Below are 20,022 nucleotides of genomic sequence, written 5' to 3' on the forward strand. Positions count from 1 at the left end.
TGATGGTGCGTACGCCGCCGTCGCTGGTCGCCGCCTCCGGCCTGGTCCTGATCGGGCTGGCGGGCCCGTGCGCGGCGCAGGCGCTGCCAGCCACGCCCGGCGGCACTGTCGCCGAGCAGCGGCAATGGCTGCTGCAGCAGGTGCGCATCGGCGAGGCCAGCGGCCGTCAGGGGCTGATCGAAGATGCCCTGGCCCGGCTGCGCATGCTGGCACCGGACGACCGCAGCACCCTGGTGGCGATCCTGGAAGTGCAGCTGTCGCAGCAGAAGATGGAAGATGCCGATGCGACCCTGCAACGGCTGCGCCAGCTCGGCGCCGGCAGCCGCGAACTGGCCGCCGGTGAGCGCCTGTGGCGCGCCTATCGCGGCGACCTGCAGCAGGAACTGCAGCAGGCACGGCTGTTCGCCGCCGGTGGGCGCAGCGATGAAGCGTTGCTGATTTACCGCCGTCTGTTCAACGACGATCCACCGGGGCTGCAGCTGGGCCTGGAGTACTGGCGCCTGCGCGGCACGCAGGCCAGCGGGCGCGATGCCGCAATCCGCGAACTGACCGCGCTGGACCGCAGTTACCCCGGCAACACCACCCTGTTGCAGACACTGTCGCAGCTGTTGTTCGCAGCCGGGCGTGATGCCGATGCGCTGGCGGCGCTGCAGCGCATGGGGCGCAATCCGGAAGCGCGCGCGCTGGCGGCCGATGCCGAATGGGGCTACCTGCAGGACCAGCCTGCCGACGAGCGCAACGTGCGCCGCCTGCAGGAATTCATCACCCGCAACCCCACCTTCAGCGACATTGCGCTGGTGCGCCAACGCTATGCCGAACAGCACAAGCGGGTAAGCGATCCCTCCTGGCGCGCAGGCCTGCGTGGCCAGCAACTGCTCGACGCCGGTCGCAATGCAGAGGCCGAGCGCGCATTCCTGCAATCGCTGCGCGGCTATCCGCGCGAAGCGGAGTTCCTCGGTGGGCTGGGCATGGCCCTGATGCGGCAGGGGCGCCGCGAGCAGGCCATCGCCTATTTCCAGCGTGCCGTGCAGGCCACACCCGCGGGTGATACCAGCGACAGATGGCGCGACCTGATCACCAGCACCCGCTATTGGCTGCTGCTGGACCAGGCCGACACCGCGCTGGCCGCTGCCAGGCTCGATGATGCTCAGGCACTGTATTCGCAGGCGCGCCGGCAGCAGCCGCGCGAGATAAACGCCATCCTCGGCCTGGTCGATGTCGCGGTGGCGCGTGGCGACGATGAGGCCGCCGAGCGGCAGCTGCAGGCCGCGCGACGGATCGCCCCGCGCGATGCCAATGTGATCCGCAAGCTGGTGCAGCTGTATGGCCGTACCGACCCGCAGCGTCTGGAATCCTTCATCAACGCCTTGCCTGCAGCGCAGCGCACCCTGTACGCCGAAGACCTGCGCCAGCTGCAGATCAGCCGGCTGCGTGAGCGTCGTGAGCAGGCGTTGGCCGCTGGTGATGCCGATGCGGCCATCACGTTGGGGCGTGAGCTGCGCCGCGAACTGCCCGGCGATGCCTGGCTGGCGTATGCGCTGGGCAATGAACTGCGGACGGCCGGCAAGCTGGATGAAGCAGATGCGGTGGTTGCCGATATGGCCACGCGCAATGCCGGCATCGAAGCGCGTTACGCGCAGGCGCTGTACCTGTCCGGCTCCGATCGCCTGCCACAGGCGCTGGCCGTGCTTGAAGGCGTGCCGCGCGCGCAGTGGGACGATGACATGCGCGCCTTGTCAGAACGCCTGCAGCGCCAGCAGCTGATCGATCATCTGTGGGAGCTGCGCGCGCAAGGCCGGGAAGCAGAAGCCGTTGCCCTGCTGCAGCAACAGCCGCCCAGCGCGGACAACCAGCTGATCCTGGCCGAGTGGGCGCGCCTGCGTGATGATCATGCACAGGCGCTGCACTACTACCAGCAGGTGCTGGCGGTGCAACCGGACAATCTCGATGCGCAGTTGGGCCAGCTGCAGGCCTGGATCGGCACCGGCGACCTGGCCAGTGCCCGTCGGCAGATGCGCGACGCGCCCCCCGTGGTGGCCGATGATGCGATCGGCCAGCAACGCCAGTTGGCGACCATCTGGACCGACCTGCATGAAGACGCCAAGGCGCTGCAGATCCTGCGCGCGCTGCTTGCCCGCAAGAGCGGACCGGACGCCCAGTCCTGGCGCGATGCGGCGCGTCTTGTACGGCGCGAAGATCCGCAGCAGGCGCTGGACATGTACGCACGGGCGATGGCCGACAATGGCTTGATCGCACCGTCGCAGGCGCAGCCACGTGACAACCGCGCGTTGACCCTGGCCAGCCGCGAAACCGCCAGCGACGACTGGTTGCGGCGCAGCCTGCGCAGCGACGTGGAAACCCTGTACCAGCAGGAAAATCCGACGCTGACCGTGATGCAGGATTCCGGCCGTCGCAGCGACGGCACGCCTGGCATCTCGAAACTTGCACGCGATACCCGCATCGCCCATCTTGACGCACCGTTCGCCGGTGGCCTTGGCTGGGCGCGCATTGAACAGGTGCATTTCGATGCAGGCCGTTTCCAGACCGATGCCGACGGCGCCTACAGCGACGATTTCGGCAGCTGCGACCTGGGCCTGCTGCAGGCCGACGGCACGCGGATGCAGGCGCCGGGCTGCACCCGCTACGTACACCAGCGGCGCAGTTCGGGTGCCGGCTTTGCCGTGGGCTGGCGCACCCTGGATGATCGCTGGAATTTTGATATCGGCCATTCGCCGTCCAACTACGTGGTGGGCAACTGGCTGGGCGGCGTCACTCTCAATGGTGACCTCGGCCGGCTGGGCTGGGGAGCGACCGTATCGCGGCGGCCGATGACCAATTCGCTGCTGTCGCAGGCTGGTGCGATCGATCCACGCAGTGGTATTGCCTGGGGTGGTGTCACCGCCAATGGCGTGACCGTCAGCCTCGGCTATGACGAAGGTGGACGCAACGGCGTGTGGTCGAACTGGAGCTGGCACCAGCTGACCGGCCACAACGTGGTGGACAACACCCGCGCGCGGGCGATGGTTGGCTGGTACCACAAGCTGATCCAACGCCCGGACATGCGCCTGGATGTGGGAACCACCGCGATGTACTGGCGCTACCAGAAGGACCTGGGCGGCTATTCGCTGGGTCAGGGCGGCTACTACAGCCCGCAGCGCTATGCGTCGCTGAGCCTTCCGGTGGGCTTCGCCTGGCGCAACGACGACTGGTCGGTGCGCGTTGATGGTTCGGTCAGCGTCTCCAACGCACGCACCCGCTCGATCAGCCGCTTCCCCGACGAGGCCCTCATCCAGCGCGTGATCGCACAGCTGGAACCGCAGTACGGTCCGCTGCAACTGGACCCGGATGGCCTGTACACCACCGATGGCAGCAGTACCGGTACGGGCTATCGCCTGTACGCGGCAGTTGAGCGGCGTCTGGGTGATCACGTCGTGCTGGGTGCGGCCGGTACCCTGCAGCGCAGCCGCGATTTTTCGCCGAACACGTTCCAGTTGTACCTGCGCTATTCCTTCAAACCGTGGCAGGGCAACCTGCCGTTGCCCGTCTCTCCGCTGGTGCCGTATGGCGAATTCCGCTGACCTGCAACGCCGCCGTCTGCTGCAGGCGACAGTCCTGCTGCCGCTGCTGGGCAGCGCCGGCGTTCGCGCGGCCACCACAGCATCGCGTTGGCCGGCCTGGCAGGTGCTGCAGGACAGCAGCCTGAGCCGCGATGGGCGCATGATCGACCGCAGCCAGGACGATCAACGCAGCACATCGGAGGGCCAGTCCTATGCACTGTTCTTCGCGCTGGTCGACAACGATCCTGCACTGTTCGACCGCATCCTGGCCTGGACGCAGGACAATCTCGCAGGCGGTGACATGGCCGCGCGCCTGCCAGGCTGGTTGTGGGGGCAGGGCAAGGAAGGCTGGCGCCTGCTGGACGACAATCCTGCATCCGATTCGGACCTGTGGCTCGCCTACGCACTGCTGGAAGCTGCACGCCTGTGGCGCCGCCCCGCGCTGCAGGCCATCGCCGAAGGCATGCTGGCACAGGTGCGCGCGCGCGAAATCGTGCAGATACCCACGCTGGGGCCGATGCTGCTGCCGGGGCCGCAGGGATTCATCGAAGACGGCGCCACCCGGGTCAATCCGAGCTACCTGCCGCTGCCGTTGCTGCGGCGATTCGCAGCGGTTGATCGCAGCGGCCCCTGGCAGGCGCTGGCCGACAACACCGTGGCCCTGCTGCAGCAGACCAGTCCGCATGGGTTCGCGCCGGACTGGGCCGCGTGGAAGGACGGCAGCTTCATCGTCGATCCGGTGAAAGGGGCTGTGGGTGGCTACGACGCCATCCGCTGTTACACCTGGGCCGGCATGACTGCGCCGCGCGATCCCTTGTTCCGTCGCCAGCTCACCACTCTGTCCGGCCCTCTGCAGCGCCTGCGCAGCGGTGCGCCGATGTGGGAGAAAATCGACACGCGTACCGGCAAAGGGCAGGGCGAGGGCAACTACGGTTTCCGTGCCGCACTGCTGCCCTACCTGCTGGCACAGGGTGAAACATCCCGCGCCGCGGTGCTGCTTGAAAGCCTGCCCAGCGCCGAACAGCAGCGTGCTGGCGAGCCCGCGTACTATTCGCAGATGCTCACCCTGTTCGGTCGCGGCTGGGCGGAAGGCCGCTGGCGCTTCGCTGCCGACGGACGCCTGCAACCGCGCTGGTGATGCAACGGCCGGGCGATGCCCGGCGGGTCCATCAACAGGTGATCACTCCAGCGCGTAACGCAGCACGAACAGCACCGCCACCAGCCACACCGCCGGATGCACCTCGCGCCAGCGGCCGGTGCCGGCCTTCAGCGCGGCGTAGGCAATGAAGCCGAAGGCCAGGCCGTTGGCGATGGAATAGGTGAACGGCATCGCCAGCGCACACAGCGCGGCGGGTACGGATTCGGTCAGGTCGCTCCAGTCCACTTCCACCAGTTCGCGCAGCATCAGTCCGGCTACGAATAGCAGGGCCGGCGCGGTGGCATAGCCGGGCACCATCGCCGCCAGCGGCGAGAACAACAGCGCGGCCAGGAACAACGCAGCGACCACCAGTGCGGTCAAACCGGTACGGCCACCCACCTGCACGCCAGAGGCGCTTTCGGCGAAGGCGGTGGTGCTGCTGGTGCCCAGCAGCGAGCCGGCCACAATCGCCGTGCTGTCGGCCAGCAGCGCGCGGCCGAACCGCTTCTGCGCGCCCGGCAGTTTCAGCAGGCCGGCACGGCCGACCACGCCATACAGCGTGCCGGTGGCATCGAACACTTCCACCAGCACGAACACCAGCACCACCTGCAGCAGCACGGCGATCGGCGCGCCGCCGTTGTGGTGCAGCAGGCCAGGCAGGTCCAGCTGCAGGAAGGTCGGCGCCAGGCTCGGCGGCAACGACACCAGCCCGTGGTACTGCAGATCGCCCAACGCCCAGCCGGCCGCGGTCACCGCCAGGATGCCGATCAGGATCGCACCGCGCACACGCCGCGCTTCCAGGATCGCGATCAGCAGGAAGCCGCCCAGTGCCAGCAGCGGCGGCGCGGTATTGAGCGGGCCCAGCGCCACCAGCGTGTCCTCGTTGCCGATGATCACGCCGGATTTCTGCAGCGCGATGATGGCCAGGAACAGGCCGATGCCGGCCACGATCGCCGACCGCAACGACGCCGGAATGCCCGACACCAGCCACGCGCGCACGCCGGTCAGCGACAGCACCAGGAACACCAGGCCGGAAATGAACACCGCCGCCAGCGCCTGCTGCCAGGGCAGCCCGGCAGCGCCGACCACGGTGAAGGCGAAGAACGCATTCAAGCCCATGCCCGGGGCCATGCCCACCGGGAAGTTGGCCGCCAGCGCCATCACCACCGAGCCCAGCGCCGCGGCCAGGCAGGTGGCCACGAACACCGCCCCAGCATCCATGCCGGTGGTGCCCAGGATCTCGGGATTGACGAAGACGATGTAAGACATCGTCAGGAAGGTGGTGACACCGGCCAGCAGTTCGGTGCGCACGGTGGTGCCGTGCTGCTGCAGCTGGAACAGGCGTTCGAACAGGGACATCGCAGATCTCTCGTACCTGCACGCCCTGCCGCCCGAAGGACCGGCGGGTGCGTCGCCAGGCGGTTAGAAGTGGTAGTTCAACTTCAGCGTAACGCTGCTGTAGTTGGTATGGAAGCTGCGTCGCGCCGCAGCCGGGTAGTTGGGATCTTCCAGATAAACCGGGCTGGAGCCCAGATGGGTGTAACGGTACTCCGCACCCGCCGAAAGCTGGTCGCTGAAGCGGTACAGCACGCCCGCGCCGACGTTCGCGCCGGTGGATACATGGGACGCGCGGGTTTCGAATTCGGCCACGCGGCAGCCATTGGTGGCCTCCACCAGCGACTTGTCGCAGCCCAGCGAAAACTCCTGGCGGGCCACGCTCACGCCGGCGCTGACGTACGGCAGCCACTGGCCCGCCGCGTAACCCAGCGTCAGGTTGACTGCGCCCGAACGGGTCACCGCATCCTTGCCGTAGTAAGGGCTGTACTGGTGGTTATCGCGGTCCTTCCACTCCTGGTTGACGCTGCCGAAGGAAAGGGTGCCTTCGATCCCGGCAACCACATTGTTGTCGAACTGCCAGTTGCGGCCGGCCTGCAGCCCGCCAGCGAAGCCACGGATGCTTTTTTCAGAGGCATTGGCGTTGCTGCGGTCCTGGCTGTGGCCTTCGCCATGGCTGGCATGGGCACCCAGGTAGATGCCTTCCCAGTTCGCCGGCGCGGCCGCGGCAGTGCCCGACAGCAGCAGCGCTGCCGTGGTGGAGATCAGTGCTTTCATGGTGTTTTCCTACGAGGGGGATGAATCGGGTGCGTAGGAAAACCGAAGCATTGGGCCGGGAACATACAACGAGTTGCAAAGTACGGAGGATGCCGTGTGCGACAAGGAATCAACACTGCTTTACACGGGCAGCCTTCAGCCGGGTCGCGTTGAAGTGCGTCGCGAAGAGGTCAAAAGCGTCAACAAAAATCGATTGCGGCCCATGAAAGGCGAAAGGCCGCGCGAGCGCGGCCTTTCGTTCTTGCTTACTTCAGCGCCTTGAAGCGCAGGCGCTTCGGCGCAGCGTCGTCGCCCATGCGGCGGCGCTTGTCTTCTTCGTACTCGCGGTAGTTGCCCTGGAAGAACTCCACGTGCGAATCGCCTTCGAACGCCAGGATGTGGGTCGCGATGCGATCCAGGAACCAGCGGTCATGCGAAATGACGAAGGTGTTGCCCGGGAACTCCAGCAGCGCATCTTCCAGCGCACGCAGGGTTTCGATGTCCAGATCGTTGGACGGTTCGTCGAGCAGCAGCACGTTGCCACCCTGCAGCAGGGTCTTGGCCATGTGCAGGCGGCCACGCTCACCACCGGACAGCGAGCCGACCATCTTCTGCTGGTCCTGGCCCTTGAAGTTGAAGCGGCCGATGTAGGCGCGCGACTGGATCTCGATGCCGTTGATGTTGAGGATGTCCAGGCCGCCCGCGATTTCCTGGAACACGCTGTGGTTGCCTTCCAGCGCGTCGCGGCTCTGGTCCACGTAGGACAGCTGCACGGTCGGGCCGACCACGATCTCGCCGGTGTCCGGCTTTTCCTGGCCGGTGATCATCTTGAACAGGGTCGACTTACCGGCACCGTTGGGGCCGATGATGCCGACGATGGCGCCCGAGGGCACCAGGAAGTTCAGGTTGTCGAACAGCAGGCGGTCGCCGAACTTCTTGGAGACGTTCTTGAATTCCATCACCGCCTGGCCCAGGCGCTCGCCCGGCGGGATGAAGATTTCATTGGTCTCGTTGCGCTTCTGGTAATCGACCGACTGCAGCTCTTCCAGGCGGGCCAGACGGGCCTTGCCCTTGGTGCGGCCGCCCTTGGCGTTCTGGCGCGACCACTCCAGTTCCTTCTGGATCGCCTTCTGGCGAGCCTTTTCCTGGTTGTCTTCCTGCTTCAGGCGCTCATCCTTCTGGGTCAGCCAGTCGGTGTAGTTGCCCTTCCACGGAATGCCGCGGCCACGGTCCAGTTCCAGGATCCACTCGGCGGCGTTGTCCAGGAAGTAGCGATCATGGGTGACCGCCACGACGGTGCCGGTGTAGCGCGCCAGGAACTGTTCCAGCCATTCCACCGACTCGGCGTCGAGGTGGTTGGTCGGTTCGTCGAGCAGCAGCATGTCCGGCTTCTGCAGCAGCAGGCGGCACAGCGCCACGCGGCGCTTTTCACCACCGGACAGCTTGCCGACGATGGCATCCCACGGCGGCAGGCGCAGCGCATCGGCAGCCACGTCCAGCTGGTTTTCCAGCGTGTGCGCATCGCCGGCGGCGAGGATCGCCTCCAGGCGCTCCTGTTCCTTGGCCAGCGCGTCGAAATCGGCGCCTTCTTCGGCATAGGCGGCGTAGACCGCGTCCAGCGCAGCCTGTGCCTGCAGCACTTCGCCCACGCCTTCTTCAACCGCTTCACGCACGGTCTTGGTCGGGTCCAGCTCCGGTTCCTGCGCCAGGTAGCCAACCTTGATGCCGGCCTGCGGACGGGCTTCGCCCTCGAAATCGGTGTCCACGCCGGCCATGATCTTCAGCACGGTGGACTTGCCGGCGCCGTTCAGGCCCAGCAGGCCGATCTTCGCGCCCGGGAAGAAGGACAGCGAGATGTCCTTGATGATCTGCCGCTTGGGCGGGACCACCTTGGACACGCGGTTCATGGTGTAGATGTATTGCGAGGACATGAGGTCTCCGTAGGCGCGACCCTGCGCCCGGTCCGTCACGGGGAACTTCCCGTTGCGGCAGCGGGCACAGACTGAATGGAATACCCCCAATTATAGCCGGAACCGCTTACGCCCCGCGCCGTCCGCAGCGCCCGGGGCTGGCCGAGGACTGAATGGGCCGTCACAGTCCCGCAGCGGGAAGCGTTTCCAGCCGGAAACCGTTCAGATCGAATGCGCAATATGGGCTCACCACCCACCCAGCAGAGGTCTCCCATGCACATCCATCGACTCATGGCCGGCGCCGTGGCCTCTGTACTGGCGCTGGGCGCCATCGCCCCGGCCTTCGCCGACAACGACCACCGTGGTCGCGACCACGACCGCCGTGAATGGCGCGAAGATCGCCGCGAGTGGCGCCACGACCGTCGCGACTGGGAACGCGACCGCCGCGAAGCGCGCCGTGACTACCGCCACGACCGCCGCTACGACCATGGCTACTACCGCCCGGCACCGCCGCCGCCGCGCGTGGTCTACAGCCCGGGCTACCGGCCCGGCTATGGCTATGGCTGGCAGCGCGGCCACCGCTACCGCGATTACTACCGCGGCCCGATCTACGTGGTCAACGACTACCCGCGCTACCAGCTGCGCCGCCCGCCGTACGGCCACCACTGGATCCGCGATGACCGCGGCAACATGCTGCTGGTCGCCGTGGCAACCGGCATCATCGCCGACTACATCATCAACAACCGTTGATGCAGCGCCGGGGTCGGATCCCTTTCCAACGGAAAGGGCTCCGACCCGATCGGAAAAAAAGAAGGGCGCCGCAAGGCGCCCTTCTTCATTCAACCGGCCAACCTCCCGGTCAGAACGCCACCGACCAGTCCAGCTGCGCCCCCACATCGCGCTGGCCATCGCCACGGCGGCCCTGCATCTGCAGCGCCACGCGGCTGTTGTCGGTCGGGCTCACCGCCACGCCGAACTGGGCCAGCGCGCTGCGGCGGGCCAGCGGAGCACCGCTGATCGCAAAACCCTGCGTGCCTTCCACGAAGCGTGCATCGACCTGCGGCAGGCGATCGCCGCCCGCCACCTGCCAGCCCACGCGCGCGGTCAGCGCCGCACGATCACGCTGGCCACCGCTGATGTCCCAGTCCGCGCGCAGCGCAGCCAGGCCGGTGCGGTAACGTGCGCTGCCGCCGTTCCACTGCAGGGCACTGTGACCGCCGTGTTCCTGGCTGCCGTCGCTTTCCAGGCGCACCTGGGCCACTTCGATTTCCGGGGTCAGCTGCAGGCGCGCGCCGCCGAAGGTCCAGCCGGCACGCAGGAATGCGGTCGTGCCGGTGGCGTCCTCGCGGGCGGACAGGCCTTCGTCCAGGCGGGTGCCGACCTTTGCGGTGCGCGTGCTGTCGGTGCGGTAGTCGGCACGGCTGACACCGGCACGCAGGCTCAGGCCCTGCCAGCGGTACTGGCCGTACACGCCGTACTCGGTGCTGTCGGTTTCGCTGCGTGCATCGCGCTGGGCCAGGCGGCTGACCAGCTGCTGCTGGCCGGCGGCCACGCCCACTTCCAGCGATTCACCCAGGCGCCAGCCGGCACCGGCCATGACGCCGTGCTGCGACGAACGCAAGCCGGTGTTGTCCGCGCCGGCATCGGTGCGGCGCTGGCCGGCGTTGCCGCCGATCCAGGCGTGCACACCCGGGGCGATCTCGGCACCCATCGTGGCACCGTCCAGATGGCGGTCGATGCCCTCGTGCAGGAAGCGGTTCTGCAGCAGTGCGCCGCGGTGCGCGGCATGGATCTCACCGCTCAGGCTGTCGAAGGCCGGCACCACCTCGGCCAGGTCCAGCCGTACCACCGCCTCATACACGGCGTTGCCATTGCCCAGCGCTTCCACCGCGCCGGCCACCGCCTTCTGGTTGGGGTTCACCACCACATCGGGGAAGGCCAGATCGATATCCGGCATGGCGATATCGTTGCGGGCCAGGGTCAGGTAGACGTTGCTGGCGTCGTAGTCCAGCGTGGGGGTCAGGAAGGCCAGCGTACTGCTCACGCCGGAGAACGTGCCCTGCACGCCCTGCGCCGCGCTCAGGATGGTGTAGCGGGTGCGTGGCTGCCAGTCACCCTCGCTGGCGATGGCCACCGTGTTGCCACCCTGCAGCGTTGCGCCGCCGCCCACCTGCACGCGGTCGCCGGCGCCATCGGCGCCCAGATCCACCAGGTAGCGCGAGCCGTTCTCCATCAGCAGGCTGCCGGTCATCGACAGCATGCCGAAGGCCGTGGCCGAACCCGGTGCCAGGGTGGCGCCGTCGCGGATGACGACGTTGCCCAGCTGGCCGTCACCGCTCAGCTCGGTGCCAGTGCCCAGGTCGGCCAGGCCGCCCAGGCGGCCATGCACGTCAAGCGCGCCGGCCTGCACGCGCGTGGTACCGGTGAAGCCGCTGCTGTCGCCCGACAGGCTCAGCAGGCCCGCATCCAGCTTGACCACATCGCCCGCGCCGGACAGCACGTTGTTGAACAGGGTCTGGCCATTGCGCTGCAGCTGCAGTGTCGCGCCCGATGCCACGTCCACCGCGCCACGGATCGCACCGTTGCCAGCCAGCACAAGGGTGCCCTGTTCAATGCGGGTACCGCCGCTGTAGCTGTTGTTGGCATGGGTGGTCAGCGTGCCGCTGCCGGTCTTGCGCAGTGCGCCGGTGCCGGTCAGGCGGCCGCTGAACATCGCATCGACCTGGTCGGTGTCCACCGTGGCGACACCGTCCAGCGCCATTTCAACGTTGCTGGTGAAGGCCTTGCTGGTCAGGTGCAGGGTGCCATCGGCAATCAGCACGTTGGCCGTGCCGGCGCCCTGGTAGATCAGGCCGCCGGCCAGGTTCAACGTGCCCTGCGGACCAATGGTCAGCGAGCCACGGCTGCCGCTGGCGCCGGCCAGGCCCAGCGCGTCGTTGACCGTCAGCGCACCGCCGTCATACACCGACACGCTGCCGTTGCCCTGATTGCCGACGGTCAGGCGGCCCATGCTGGCCGAACTGCCAGCGTCGGCCACGCGGAAGCTGCCTTCGCCCTGCGTGCTCTCACCCACGCCCACGTTGCCTGCGGTCAGTGCGGCGCCGTCGAAGACATTCAGTTCGGCCACCGCGTTCTGGCCCACGGCGATGAAGCCGGTGGTGGCGGTGGTGCCCGCGCCGGTCAGCACCAGCACGCCATCGGGCACGCCCGGAGTGTGCCGCTGCTGGCCCAGCAGGGTGCTGCCCTGCACGGTCAGCGTGGCGCCGTCGGCGACGGTCATCGTGCCGGTGCCGGAAACGCCGATCAGCAGGTCACTGCTGTTCAACCAGCTCGAATCCTTGCCGGTCACCGTGGCTTCGCCGCGGGCCACGCTGCTGTAGCTGCCCAGACGGGCGACGCCGGTCTGGAAGCTGCCGCCGTTACGCACGTTCACCGTGCCCATGCCCTGCGCGCCCACGTGGATCTGGTCGGTGGCAAAGCGCGAATCCTTGTCGGACACGGTCAGCACGCCACTGCTGCCCATTTCCGAGGCCACCCACGTGCCCTGGGCGTTGATCACCTGGCCGCCATCAAGCACGTCCAGGAAGCCGCTGCCTTCATGGCCGACGCCGATGCTGTTGTTGCCGATCCACTGCGAACCGGCGCCGGTCACGGTGACCTTGCCGGTCGAGCCGGCCAGCGTCGCAATGAAGATGGCAGTGCTTTCCAGCACGCCGCCGTTCTGGATGAACAGCTCGCCGCTGCCGCCATGGCCGATGTCCACGCGCCACGAATCAGCCCTGATCGCATCCACCACGACCGGGGTCACGCTGTCGATGTAGGCGTGGTTCTCGACAGTCAGGTTCGGATCGCCGTTGCTCCACGCACCCGGCACATACCAGTTGCCATCGAGCTGGCTCGGATCGCGCACGGTGACCGTCGCAGCAATCGCCGTGGTGGGGCCGCTCATGGCCAGGCCGATCGCCAGGGCCAGCAGGCTGGTGGAAAGAGTACGGGAGGCGCCGGAAGTGCGACGCGGTGCCAGCGTCATTGCCGGCGAAGCTTGGTGCGAATGGGTCACGCGGATTTTCCCCTGTATGGACAGGGCGTATCGGCCGCGCAGGGGAGGGCTTTAGGTTTCTGAATATAAACAATTCAGAGTTGCAAGGAAGCGGGTCACACTTCCGGATATTCCGGGAATGGAGTCGCTGCCCAACACCGCTGCGGATTACACACGCAGGCGCGCCAGCACATCATGCCACAGCGCAATGCCCAAGCCCCTTCCGCTGCGGTCGCCCGGGCCCTTCAGCCCGCTTACAATCGCAGGCCCCGCTGTTCCCTCCCTGCCTGGAGTAACCGATGTTCCCGCGTGACGTCCGCATCGAAACCTACGATCCCGAACTGGCCAAGGCCATCGCCGCCGAAACCCAGCGCCAGGAAGACCACGTCGAGCTGATCGCCAGCGAGAACTACACCAGCCCGGCGGTGATGGAAGCCCAGGGCAGCCAGCTGACCAACAAGTACGCCGAAGGCTACCCGGGCAAGCGCTACTACGGTGGCTGCGAATACGTGGACATCGCCGAACAGCTGGCGATCGACCGCCTCAAGCAGCTGTTCGATGCGGACTACGCCAACGTGCAGCCGCACAGCGGTTCGCAGGCCAACCAGGCCGTGTACTTCGCGCTGCTGCAGCCGGGCGATACCATCCTCGGCATGAGCCTGGCCCACGGCGGCCACCTCACCCACGGCGCCAAGGTCAACGCCTCGGGCAAGCTGTTCAACGCCGTGCAATACGGCGTCAACGACCAGGGCCTGATCGATTACGACGAAGTCGAGCGCCTGGCCCTGGAGCACAAGCCGAAGATGGTCGTGGCCGGCTTCTCGGCCTACTCGCAGGTGATCGACTGGGCGCGCTTCCGCGCCATCGCCGACAAGGTCGGTGCCTACCTGTTCGTCGACATGGCCCACGTCGCCGGCCTGGTTGCTGCTGGCGTCTACCCGAGCCCGCTGGAACATGCGCACGTGGTCACCTCGACCACCCACAAGACCCTGCGCGGCCCGCGCGGCGGCATCATCGTCGCCAAGGGCGCCGACGAAGACCTGGTCAAGAAGCTGCAGTCGATCGTGTTCCCGGGCATCCAGGGCGGTCCGCTGATGCACGTCATCGCCGGCAAGGCCGTGGCCTTCAAGGAAGCGCTGGAGCCGGGCTTCAAGGCCTACCAGCAGCAGGTGGTGAAGAACGCGCAGGCGATGGCCAACACGCTCATCGAACGCGGCTACAAGATTGTCTCCGGCGGCACCCAGAACCACCTGATGCTGGTCGACATGATCGGCAAGGACGTGTCCGGCAAGGACGCGGAAGCCGCACTCGGCAAGGCCCATATCACCGTCAACAAGAACTCGGTGCCGAACGACCCGCGTTCGCCGTTCGTGACCTCGGGCCTGCGCCTGGGCACCCCGGCGGTGACCACCCGCGGTTACCTGGAACAGGACTGCGTGGACCTGGCCAACTGGATCGCCGACGTGCTCGACGCCCCGGCCGATGAGGCCGTGATCGCCCGCGTGCGTGATGCGGTCAGCGCGCAGTGCCGCAAGTACCCGGTCTACGGTTGATCGGGCACTGGGGTCGGAGCCCTTCCCTGCGGGAAGGGTTCTGACCCCGGCACCGGAGTACCCGCGCATGGATGAGCGCCGCCTCAGGTATCTCTATGCAGCCTTGGCTGTGCCGTTGGGCGCACCCAGCGTGCTGTTTGGTGGGGCGATGGCGGTACTGGCCATGGCCGGAAGCGTGCTTTCACTTGCCGACGGCACCGTCAACCTGCCCGGGCAGGCATTGATGCTGCTGTGGGGCCTGGCCGGACTCGCCGGTTGCATCGCTTGGCTGGACCTCAGTTGCGGATATTTGTTTGCAGGGCGCAGCGCACTGCATGCGCGCAGCCGGGCGCAGTGGGGCGCGCTGCTGCTTGGCATGCTGGCGGCGCTGCCGCTGTTGGGTATAGGGCTGTGGCTGGGCATCACCCACGGCAGCGAAGGCTTCGGTCTGCTGCTGATGGGACCGTCGTTGCTGGTTCCGGCCGGCATGCTCTGGTGGCTGCGACCACGCACGTGAAGCAAGCAGCCAGCAAGGAGATTCGAACGCATGGATGAGCGCCTGCACAAACGCCTGTACATCGCCCAATGCCTGCTGCTGGGGTTGCCTGCACTGGTGGCCGGTGGCGTCGTCGCCGGCTTCGGCATCTACACCTTCCTGACCCGCCACGGCCTGATGCGCGGCGACGAAGGCGCGGTGCTGTTGCTGTGGGCGCTGGCGGGTGTGATCGGCTTGCTGGCCTGGTTGTGGCTCAGCATCCGCTACCTGCGGCGCGGGCGCGATGGCCTGCGGCGCACCGCCCGTATTCCCTGGATCGGCTTGGCGCTGGGCGCCATGGCCGCGCTGGCGGTGATCGGCGTGGGGCTTTTCAGCTTGTTTGCCGGCAGCCCCTGGCAGGTACTGGGCTATCTGGTACTGGGCGTGCCGCTGCTGGTGCCGGCTGCGCATCTGGTGTGGTTGCGCTGGCGGCCTGTTCGCCTCCCGGGCACCTGACTTTTCAGACAAATTGCATGGTAGTGGGGAAGCATCATGCCTAACCTCCCAGCGGTCTTCATGATTGAGATATCCCATGAAACCATTGGTTCGCCTCACGCACGTCAGGCTGCGGTGGCATCTGTTGCTGGTTTCCATTCCTTTCGCATTGGTCGGCCTGGTGGCCGCATGCGCGCTTTTCATGGTGTGGCTCATCAGACCGCAGCCATCCGAGGCATTCCTGATGGCTGCCGCAAACTGGGCAGTCATGTCAGTCTGGAGCGCGTATGCAGCTGTGATGCTGGCCAATACCTGGCGGACTGCCGGTGCGGCCGGGCTGCATTTGCAGGCAAGCTGGCTGGAGGCTCTGCCCATTGTCTCTGGTTTCCAAGCCGGTGCCGCCGTGGCAATGCTGTTCACGGCCATTGGTTGGGAGCCAGCAGCGCTGATCTATGCTCCTTTCCTGATAATTTTCGGCGCTCCATGGGCCAGTTTGAGCTGGCATTTACGGCGGCTGGGCAGGCAACGGCAATCAGGCGGCCAAAGGGGAAGCGTGCCATCGGGTAGGGCGTACTGAAGTCTGTCTTACGTCATCTGAAGGGGTGGGTGTCCTGAAGGTGCTGGTTCTGCTCTGGGGAGCCCGGCACGGTAGCGCCCATGTGTTCTTCGTGGCGAGGACGGTCTGGCTGCTGCTCTCCGCCGTCGTGCCTGCCTGCGTCATTCTGATGTACGCGCTGTGCTTGAAGGCCCGGCCAGCGGGTCCGCCAGGCGGGCCTGGTCTACTGAAAATGCTGGTGGTGCGATCGGCCGCCTAAGGCGTGCCACTGGTGGTCATGGTCGACGCATTCCTTGGTTGCGCCAGTTCTTCATGCTGCTGGCCGCGCCATTTGGAGGCACCCTGCCTGAGCCTGGCCAGCCATATGTTGTGGAAAGCGACGTGCACCACCCCGCCTGAACAATCTGTGGATTTGCTGGTTTTCCCCTTCTCAGGTACCTTTGCGACGCTACCACGACCGTGGCAGCAGGTATTTCCCTGAGCCAGGCGTTCAATGCATTGCCCCTTCTGCCAGCATGCCGATACACGGGTCATCGACTCGCGCGTCTCCGAAGACGGCGCGACGATTCGCCGTCGGCGTGAGTGCGAGGCGTGCAACGAACGCTTCAGTACGCTTGAAACCGTTGAACTGAAGCTGCCGGCCATCGTCAAGAGCGATGGCACCCGCGAAGCATTCGATGCCCGCAAGGTCCGCGCCGGCTTTGATCGCGCGCTGCAGAAGCGTGCGGTGCCGGAAGAGAAGATCGAAGCGGCGGTACGCGCGGTGGTGCACCAGCTGCGCATCAGCGGCGAACGCGAAGTGCCGTCGATCAAAGTGGGCGAGTTCGTGATGAACGAACTGCGCAAGCTTGACCATGTCGGTTATGTGCGTTTCGCTTCGGTCTATCGCAGCTTCGAGGACGTGGCCGATTTCCGCGAAGAAATCGAGAAGCTCGAACGCGACCTGCCTTCCAGCACCGAGCAACTGCAACTGCTGGGCGATGTGATTGCCCTCACCAAGAAAAAGAAGGGCTGACGGCCTTTGCATCGGTAGCTGCCAACCTTGGTTGGCGCCGTACCGCCCATCCACGCATGGCGTGGATCTACTGGGTCTTGGTTGGCGCCGTACTGCCCATCCACGCATGGCGTGGATCTACTGGGCCCTTGGCTGGCATCGTGCTGACGGCGGTACCATGGCGACATGAGCATATCGTTCACCGTCCTTGACCACCTGCACATGGCCGCCGCATTGCGGCTTGCCGAACGCGGTGCCTATACCACCCGTCCCAATCCGATGGTCGGCTGCGTGATCGCCCATGGCGAGCGCGTGGTCGGCCAGGGCTGGCACCAGCGCGCTGGCGGCCCGCATGCCGAAGTATTCGCCTTGCGCGAGGCCGGCACCGAAGCGCGTGGTGCCACCGCCTACGTCACCCTGGAACCCTGCGCGCATTACGGCCGTACCCCGCCGTGCGCACTGGCGCTGATCGAAGCCGGCGTGTCGCGCGTGGTCGCGGCAATGCGCGACCCGTTCCCGAAAGTCGATGGCGGTGGCTTCGACCTGCTGCGTGACGCTGGCATCGAGGTCGCCGAGGGCTTGATGGCGGCACAGGCGCGGGAACTCAACAAGGGCTTCCTGTCGCGCGTGGAGCGCGGCCGTCCGTGGCTGCGGGTGAAGCTGGCCGCCAGCCTCGATGGCCGTACCGCGATGGCCGACGGCAGCTCGAAGTGGATCACCGGCCCCGCCGCTCGCGAAGATGTGCAGCACTGGCGCGCGCGCGCTGGCGCGATCCTCACCGGCGCCGACACCGTCATCGCCGACGACCCGATGCTGACCGTGCGCCTGGCTGACACTGAAGTCATGCCGCCCCTGCGCGTCGTCCTCGATTCCCGCCTGCGCTCGCTGGAATGCAGCCGTGTGCGCGAGGGTGGGGCGCCCACGCTGTACCTGCACGATGCAATGATCAGCCCGCCCGACGCCGCCGACGCGGCCTTTGCCAGCGTAGCCGTCCGCCACGGTCGCCTTGATCTGGGCGCGGTGTTGGCACTGCTGGCCGAGCGCGGCATCAACGAGGTGCACACCGAAGCCGGTGCAACGCTGGCCGGCGCGCTGGTGCGTGGTGGCTGGGTCGACGAACTGCTGATGTACCAGGCGCCAACACTGCTGGGCGACAGCGGCCGCCCGTTGCTGGCCGACCTCGGCATCGACGTGATGGACCAACAGCGCCGCCTGCGCGTGGTCGACCAGCGCCAGGTGGGTGAGGATCTGCGGTTGCTGCTGCGGGTGTAAGGCGAGACGTTCATCCACGCATGACGTGGATCTACCTTGCCCTGGTAGATGCCGACCTTGGTCGGCGCATTTGCTTCAAGTGCCCGGACACTCTGCCAGCGGAATCTGCACAGTTCAGAGGTATCCTCATCCACCCCGCGTGCGTCCCATACATCCAGCGGTAGCAGCCCCGCCAGCACCTGCAGGGTGTATGCCTGCTCGGGCGAGGGAGCAGCAGCAGATGTGTTCCACCACAGAACGCCCAGCAGGAAGCACAGGTGTCTCATCGGCGCTGCCAATCGACCGCTCGTTGCTCCTGCCGCCATCAGTGCGTCTGCTTGGATGATTCGTTGTCACGTTTGGCTCCGCGGATCACGTTGAAGCGAAACACCGCCTCGACGGCACCGCCCTCATCGCGACCGTTACGGTGTGCGGGCAGGTAACACCACTCCTGTGCGGCGTCCATCGCGGCAGCTTCCAGCAGGGCATTGCCACTGGACTGCACCACACGAACATCCAGAAGGCGGCCACCCGTGTCTACTTGCATCTGCAGGCGCACCATGCCGCTTTCGCGAGCCCTAACGGGAAAAACAACCTGGCGCGCAGCGCGGGTGGTGGGCTCGATCGAGACGCTGTCGCCGCGCTCGGTGAATACACTGCAATCGGCGCGTGCGGTGAAGGTCCGGGTCGGCGTTGAGGCAAAGCGCTGCAGGCAAGTCACAACGTCGTCGTCTTCCCTGCAACCTGGCTTCTCGGTCTGCAGGCGACTCTGGGTCTGCTCGGGCCCGACTCCGCCGGCGGGTGGCGGTGCGCATGCGCCCAGTCCGGCCAGCGCAGACAGAAGAACCGTGCTGCGCAGATTCACTCGGTCACCGACCCCGCAGGCGGCTCACTGCGATAGCCTTCCCACAGCGCACGGTTCCGTTCATGGGTTCCGCGGCAATAGGCAGCGGCCAGCTCCGGCCCCAGCGTTCTCACCTTTTCTTCCACGGCATCCTGCAGGGTGGTGCCACGCTGCAGTGGGCTATCCGGATCATAGCGTTCGGCGAACTTAAGTTGAGCATCCAACATCAGGTCGCATACGGGAATGCCCGAGTACGCGGTGACCGCTTCCGCCTCGATCCGCTCGTCCCATGCCTGGAAGGGCATCAGCTGTTTCAAGAGCTTCAGCCCAAGAAGGTCCATGTCGATACTGGCCCATGGTCCGTTGTCGCCAACGCGCGAGAATTCCGCTCGCGTCTCGTATCTGGTGTCAGGCGCATCGCGCAGAATGGCTGCATACGTTTGCAGGAATGCCTTGGCCCCCTCCAAGCTCTGCTCTCCTGAGCGATGTCGTGCCTTGGCGTCACGGTAGGCCCCAAACGCAGCGGAGACATCGGGAAGCACGCAGTGGTAGTCCACAATGCCGGCGCGGGAAGAAGTGCTCTCTTCAACTTTGTCGGCATGGCACTGAATGGTGTTTCGTCGCTCACCAATCTCGCTCGCGGCAGGCTCCTCGAATCCCGCTGCGAGGTTCTCGAACGCGTACAGCACATCTACGATACTGCTGACATCGGGATAGTCATTCGGATCTGCGGTACGCAGGCTGTTACGCAGAGCTGCTTTGGCGTTCTCATCATTCTGGGTAATGATGCGTGTGTAGGCATCGAAGGAGTCCTGCAGGGAAAGGGCAGCAGGCGCGGCGGTAGCGCAGAGGGGTGCGCAGAGCAGCAGGACAAGCGTCGGCTTGAACATGGTAGGACGTAGGCAGTCGGGACAATGGCGGATGATCTCGGCGATTGACGGCCACGTCCATGCAACTTGTCCGAAATTACTGGCGCGCTGGCATGTCCGTTGCGTCGGAGCAATTTGAAACTATTCGCATATACCAGTAGACGCCGATCAAGCACGGTAGTTGGTCGCATCTTTTCAGGTGACTACTTTGTTGCACTCAAGTCGAACCCTCGCGCTTCTGGGGCTGGCGTCCCTGAGTCTGGCCATCTCA

The 20,022-nt window shown here is 66.2% G+C and carries 15 protein-coding genes; 9 read left to right on the plus strand and 6 right to left on the minus strand.

Annotation, left to right across the window (positions count from 1 at the left end; all coding sequences use genetic code 11):
- Window positions 1–2: 2 nt before the first annotated feature.
- Entirely contained in the window at window positions 3–3,578 is a 3,576-nt protein-coding gene (gene bcsC / locus CLM74_RS03090) for a cellulose synthase complex outer membrane protein BcsC (protein ID WP_105164926.1), read from the plus strand.
- Entirely contained in the window at window positions 3,562–4,695 is a 1,134-nt protein-coding gene (bcsZ, locus tag CLM74_RS03095; RefSeq protein WP_105163429.1) for a cellulose synthase complex periplasmic endoglucanase BcsZ, read from the plus strand. Before bcsC ends, bcsZ begins: the two co-directional genes overlap by 17 nt.
- A gap of 42 nt (window positions 4,696–4,737) precedes the next feature.
- Here the strand turns inward: bcsZ and CLM74_RS03100 are convergent, their stop codons facing one another.
- The 3 genes from CLM74_RS03100 to ettA all read right to left on the minus strand — a co-directional run bounded on the left by CLM74_RS03100 (window position 4,738) and on the right by ettA (window position 8,717).
- Window positions 4,738–6,054, minus strand: coding sequence for an NCS2 family permease (locus CLM74_RS03100; RefSeq protein WP_025876668.1), 1,317 nt, complete (start codon window positions 6,052–6,054; stop codon window positions 4,738–4,740).
- 63 nt (window positions 6,055–6,117) lie between these two features.
- The gene (locus CLM74_RS03105; RefSeq protein WP_105163430.1) at window positions 6,118–6,807 is read right to left on the minus strand and encodes an outer membrane beta-barrel protein; all 690 of its coding nucleotides are present in this window, start codon (window positions 6,805–6,807) and stop codon (window positions 6,118–6,120) included.
- Window positions 6,808–7,052: 245 nt separating this feature from the next.
- On the minus strand, window positions 7,053–8,717 hold the full coding sequence (gene ettA, locus CLM74_RS03110) for an energy-dependent translational throttle protein EttA (RefSeq protein ID WP_025876664.1): 1,665 nt from the start codon (window positions 8,715–8,717) through the stop codon (window positions 7,053–7,055).
- A gap of 252 nt (window positions 8,718–8,969) precedes the next feature.
- Here ettA and CLM74_RS03115 point away from each other — a divergent pair, with 252 nt between their 5' ends.
- Window positions 8,970–9,446, plus strand: a complete 477-nt coding sequence (locus CLM74_RS03115) for an RcnB family protein (protein ID WP_105163431.1) — start codon at window positions 8,970–8,972, stop codon at window positions 9,444–9,446.
- Window positions 9,447–9,555: 109 nt separating this feature from the next.
- On the opposite strand, the gene CLM74_RS03120 is transcribed toward CLM74_RS03115, so the two are convergent.
- The gene (locus CLM74_RS03120; RefSeq protein WP_134831991.1) at window positions 9,556–12,756 is read right to left on the minus strand and encodes an autotransporter domain-containing protein; all 3,201 of its coding nucleotides are present in this window, start codon (window positions 12,754–12,756) and stop codon (window positions 9,556–9,558) included.
- Between the two features lie 278 nt (window positions 12,757–13,034).
- Between CLM74_RS03120 and glyA the strand changes: the two genes are divergently transcribed.
- The 6 genes from glyA (at window position 13,035) to ribD (ending at window position 18,059) form a co-directional block, all read left to right on the plus strand.
- The gene (gene glyA / locus CLM74_RS03125) at window positions 13,035–14,288 is read left to right on the plus strand and encodes a serine hydroxymethyltransferase (protein ID WP_105163433.1); all 1,254 of its coding nucleotides are present in this window, start codon (window positions 13,035–13,037) and stop codon (window positions 14,286–14,288) included.
- A 67-nt stretch (window positions 14,289–14,355) separates the two neighbouring features.
- Window positions 14,356–14,784 carry a hypothetical protein gene (locus tag CLM74_RS03130; protein ID WP_080150027.1) on the plus strand — a complete coding sequence of 143 codons (429 nt, stop codon included), beginning with the start codon at window positions 14,356–14,358 and terminating at the stop codon, window positions 14,782–14,784.
- Between the two features lie 30 nt (window positions 14,785–14,814).
- Window positions 14,815–15,258: a hypothetical protein gene (locus CLM74_RS03135; protein WP_105163434.1), complete on the plus strand. Its 444-nt coding sequence runs from the start codon at window positions 14,815–14,817 to the stop codon at window positions 15,256–15,258.
- A 76-nt stretch (window positions 15,259–15,334) separates the two neighbouring features.
- A complete protein-coding gene (locus CLM74_RS03140) occupies window positions 15,335–15,814 on the plus strand; it encodes a hypothetical protein (protein WP_105163435.1) in 480 nt (159 codons plus the stop codon).
- A gap of 472 nt (window positions 15,815–16,286) precedes the next feature.
- Complete coding sequence (nrdR, locus tag CLM74_RS03150; RefSeq protein WP_025876654.1) at window positions 16,287–16,808, plus strand: transcriptional regulator NrdR; 522 nt, start codon at window positions 16,287–16,289, stop codon at window positions 16,806–16,808.
- Window positions 16,809–16,973: 165 nt separating this feature from the next.
- Window positions 16,974–18,059, plus strand: coding sequence for a bifunctional diaminohydroxyphosphoribosylaminopyrimidine deaminase/5-amino-6-(5-phosphoribosylamino)uracil reductase RibD (gene ribD / locus CLM74_RS03155; RefSeq protein ID WP_105163437.1), 1,086 nt, complete (start codon window positions 16,974–16,976; stop codon window positions 18,057–18,059).
- A gap of 304 nt (window positions 18,060–18,363) precedes the next feature.
- Here ribD and CLM74_RS21425 read toward each other — a convergent pair whose 3' ends face one another.
- Window positions 18,364–18,903: a TonB family protein gene (locus tag CLM74_RS21425; protein WP_158684098.1), complete on the minus strand. Its 540-nt coding sequence runs from the start codon at window positions 18,901–18,903 to the stop codon at window positions 18,364–18,366.
- On the minus strand, window positions 18,900–19,772 hold the full coding sequence (locus CLM74_RS03165) for a hypothetical protein (RefSeq protein ID WP_105163438.1): 873 nt from the start codon (window positions 19,770–19,772) through the stop codon (window positions 18,900–18,902). Before CLM74_RS03165 ends, CLM74_RS21425 begins: the two co-directional genes overlap by 4 nt.
- Between the last annotated feature and the right edge of the window lie 250 nt (window positions 19,773–20,022).

Source organism: Stenotrophomonas sp. MYb57 (assembly GCF_002966815.1).
GTDB classification, from domain to species: domain Bacteria; phylum Pseudomonadota; class Gammaproteobacteria; order Xanthomonadales; family Xanthomonadaceae; genus Stenotrophomonas; species Stenotrophomonas indicatrix.

What these genes read in the sequence shown, in the direction of transcription:
- ribD (WP_105163437.1), top strand. Translation starts at nt 16,974, where the DNA reads ATGAGCATATCGTTCACCGTCCTTGACCACCTGCACATGGCCGCCGCA.
- CLM74_RS03165 (WP_105163438.1), bottom strand. Translation starts at nt 19,772, where the DNA reads ATGTTCAAGCCGACGCTTGTCCTGCTGCTCTGCGCACCCCTCTGCGCT.
- CLM74_RS03115 (WP_105163431.1), top strand. Translation starts at nt 8,970, where the DNA reads ATGCACATCCATCGACTCATGGCCGGCGCCGTGGCCTCTGTACTGGCG.
- bcsC (WP_105164926.1), top strand. Translation starts at nt 3, where the DNA reads ATGGTGCGTACGCCGCCGTCGCTGGTCGCCGCCTCCGGCCTGGTCCTG.
- glyA (WP_105163433.1), top strand. Translation starts at nt 13,035, where the DNA reads ATGTTCCCGCGTGACGTCCGCATCGAAACCTACGATCCCGAACTGGCC.
- bcsZ (WP_105163429.1), top strand. Translation starts at nt 3,562, where the DNA reads ATGGCGAATTCCGCTGACCTGCAACGCCGCCGTCTGCTGCAGGCGACA.
- CLM74_RS03135 (WP_105163434.1), top strand. Translation starts at nt 14,815, where the DNA reads ATGGATGAGCGCCTGCACAAACGCCTGTACATCGCCCAATGCCTGCTG.
- CLM74_RS03105 (WP_105163430.1), bottom strand. Translation starts at nt 6,807, where the DNA reads ATGAAAGCACTGATCTCCACCACGGCAGCGCTGCTGCTGTCGGGCACT.
- CLM74_RS03100 (WP_025876668.1), bottom strand. Translation starts at nt 6,054, where the DNA reads ATGTCCCTGTTCGAACGCCTGTTCCAGCTGCAGCAGCACGGCACCACC.
- CLM74_RS03140 (WP_105163435.1), top strand. Translation starts at nt 15,335, where the DNA reads ATGAAACCATTGGTTCGCCTCACGCACGTCAGGCTGCGGTGGCATCTG.
- nrdR (WP_025876654.1), top strand. Translation starts at nt 16,287, where the DNA reads ATGCATTGCCCCTTCTGCCAGCATGCCGATACACGGGTCATCGACTCG.
- ettA (WP_025876664.1), bottom strand. Translation starts at nt 8,717, where the DNA reads ATGTCCTCGCAATACATCTACACCATGAACCGCGTGTCCAAGGTGGTC.
- CLM74_RS03130 (WP_080150027.1), top strand. Translation starts at nt 14,356, where the DNA reads ATGGATGAGCGCCGCCTCAGGTATCTCTATGCAGCCTTGGCTGTGCCG.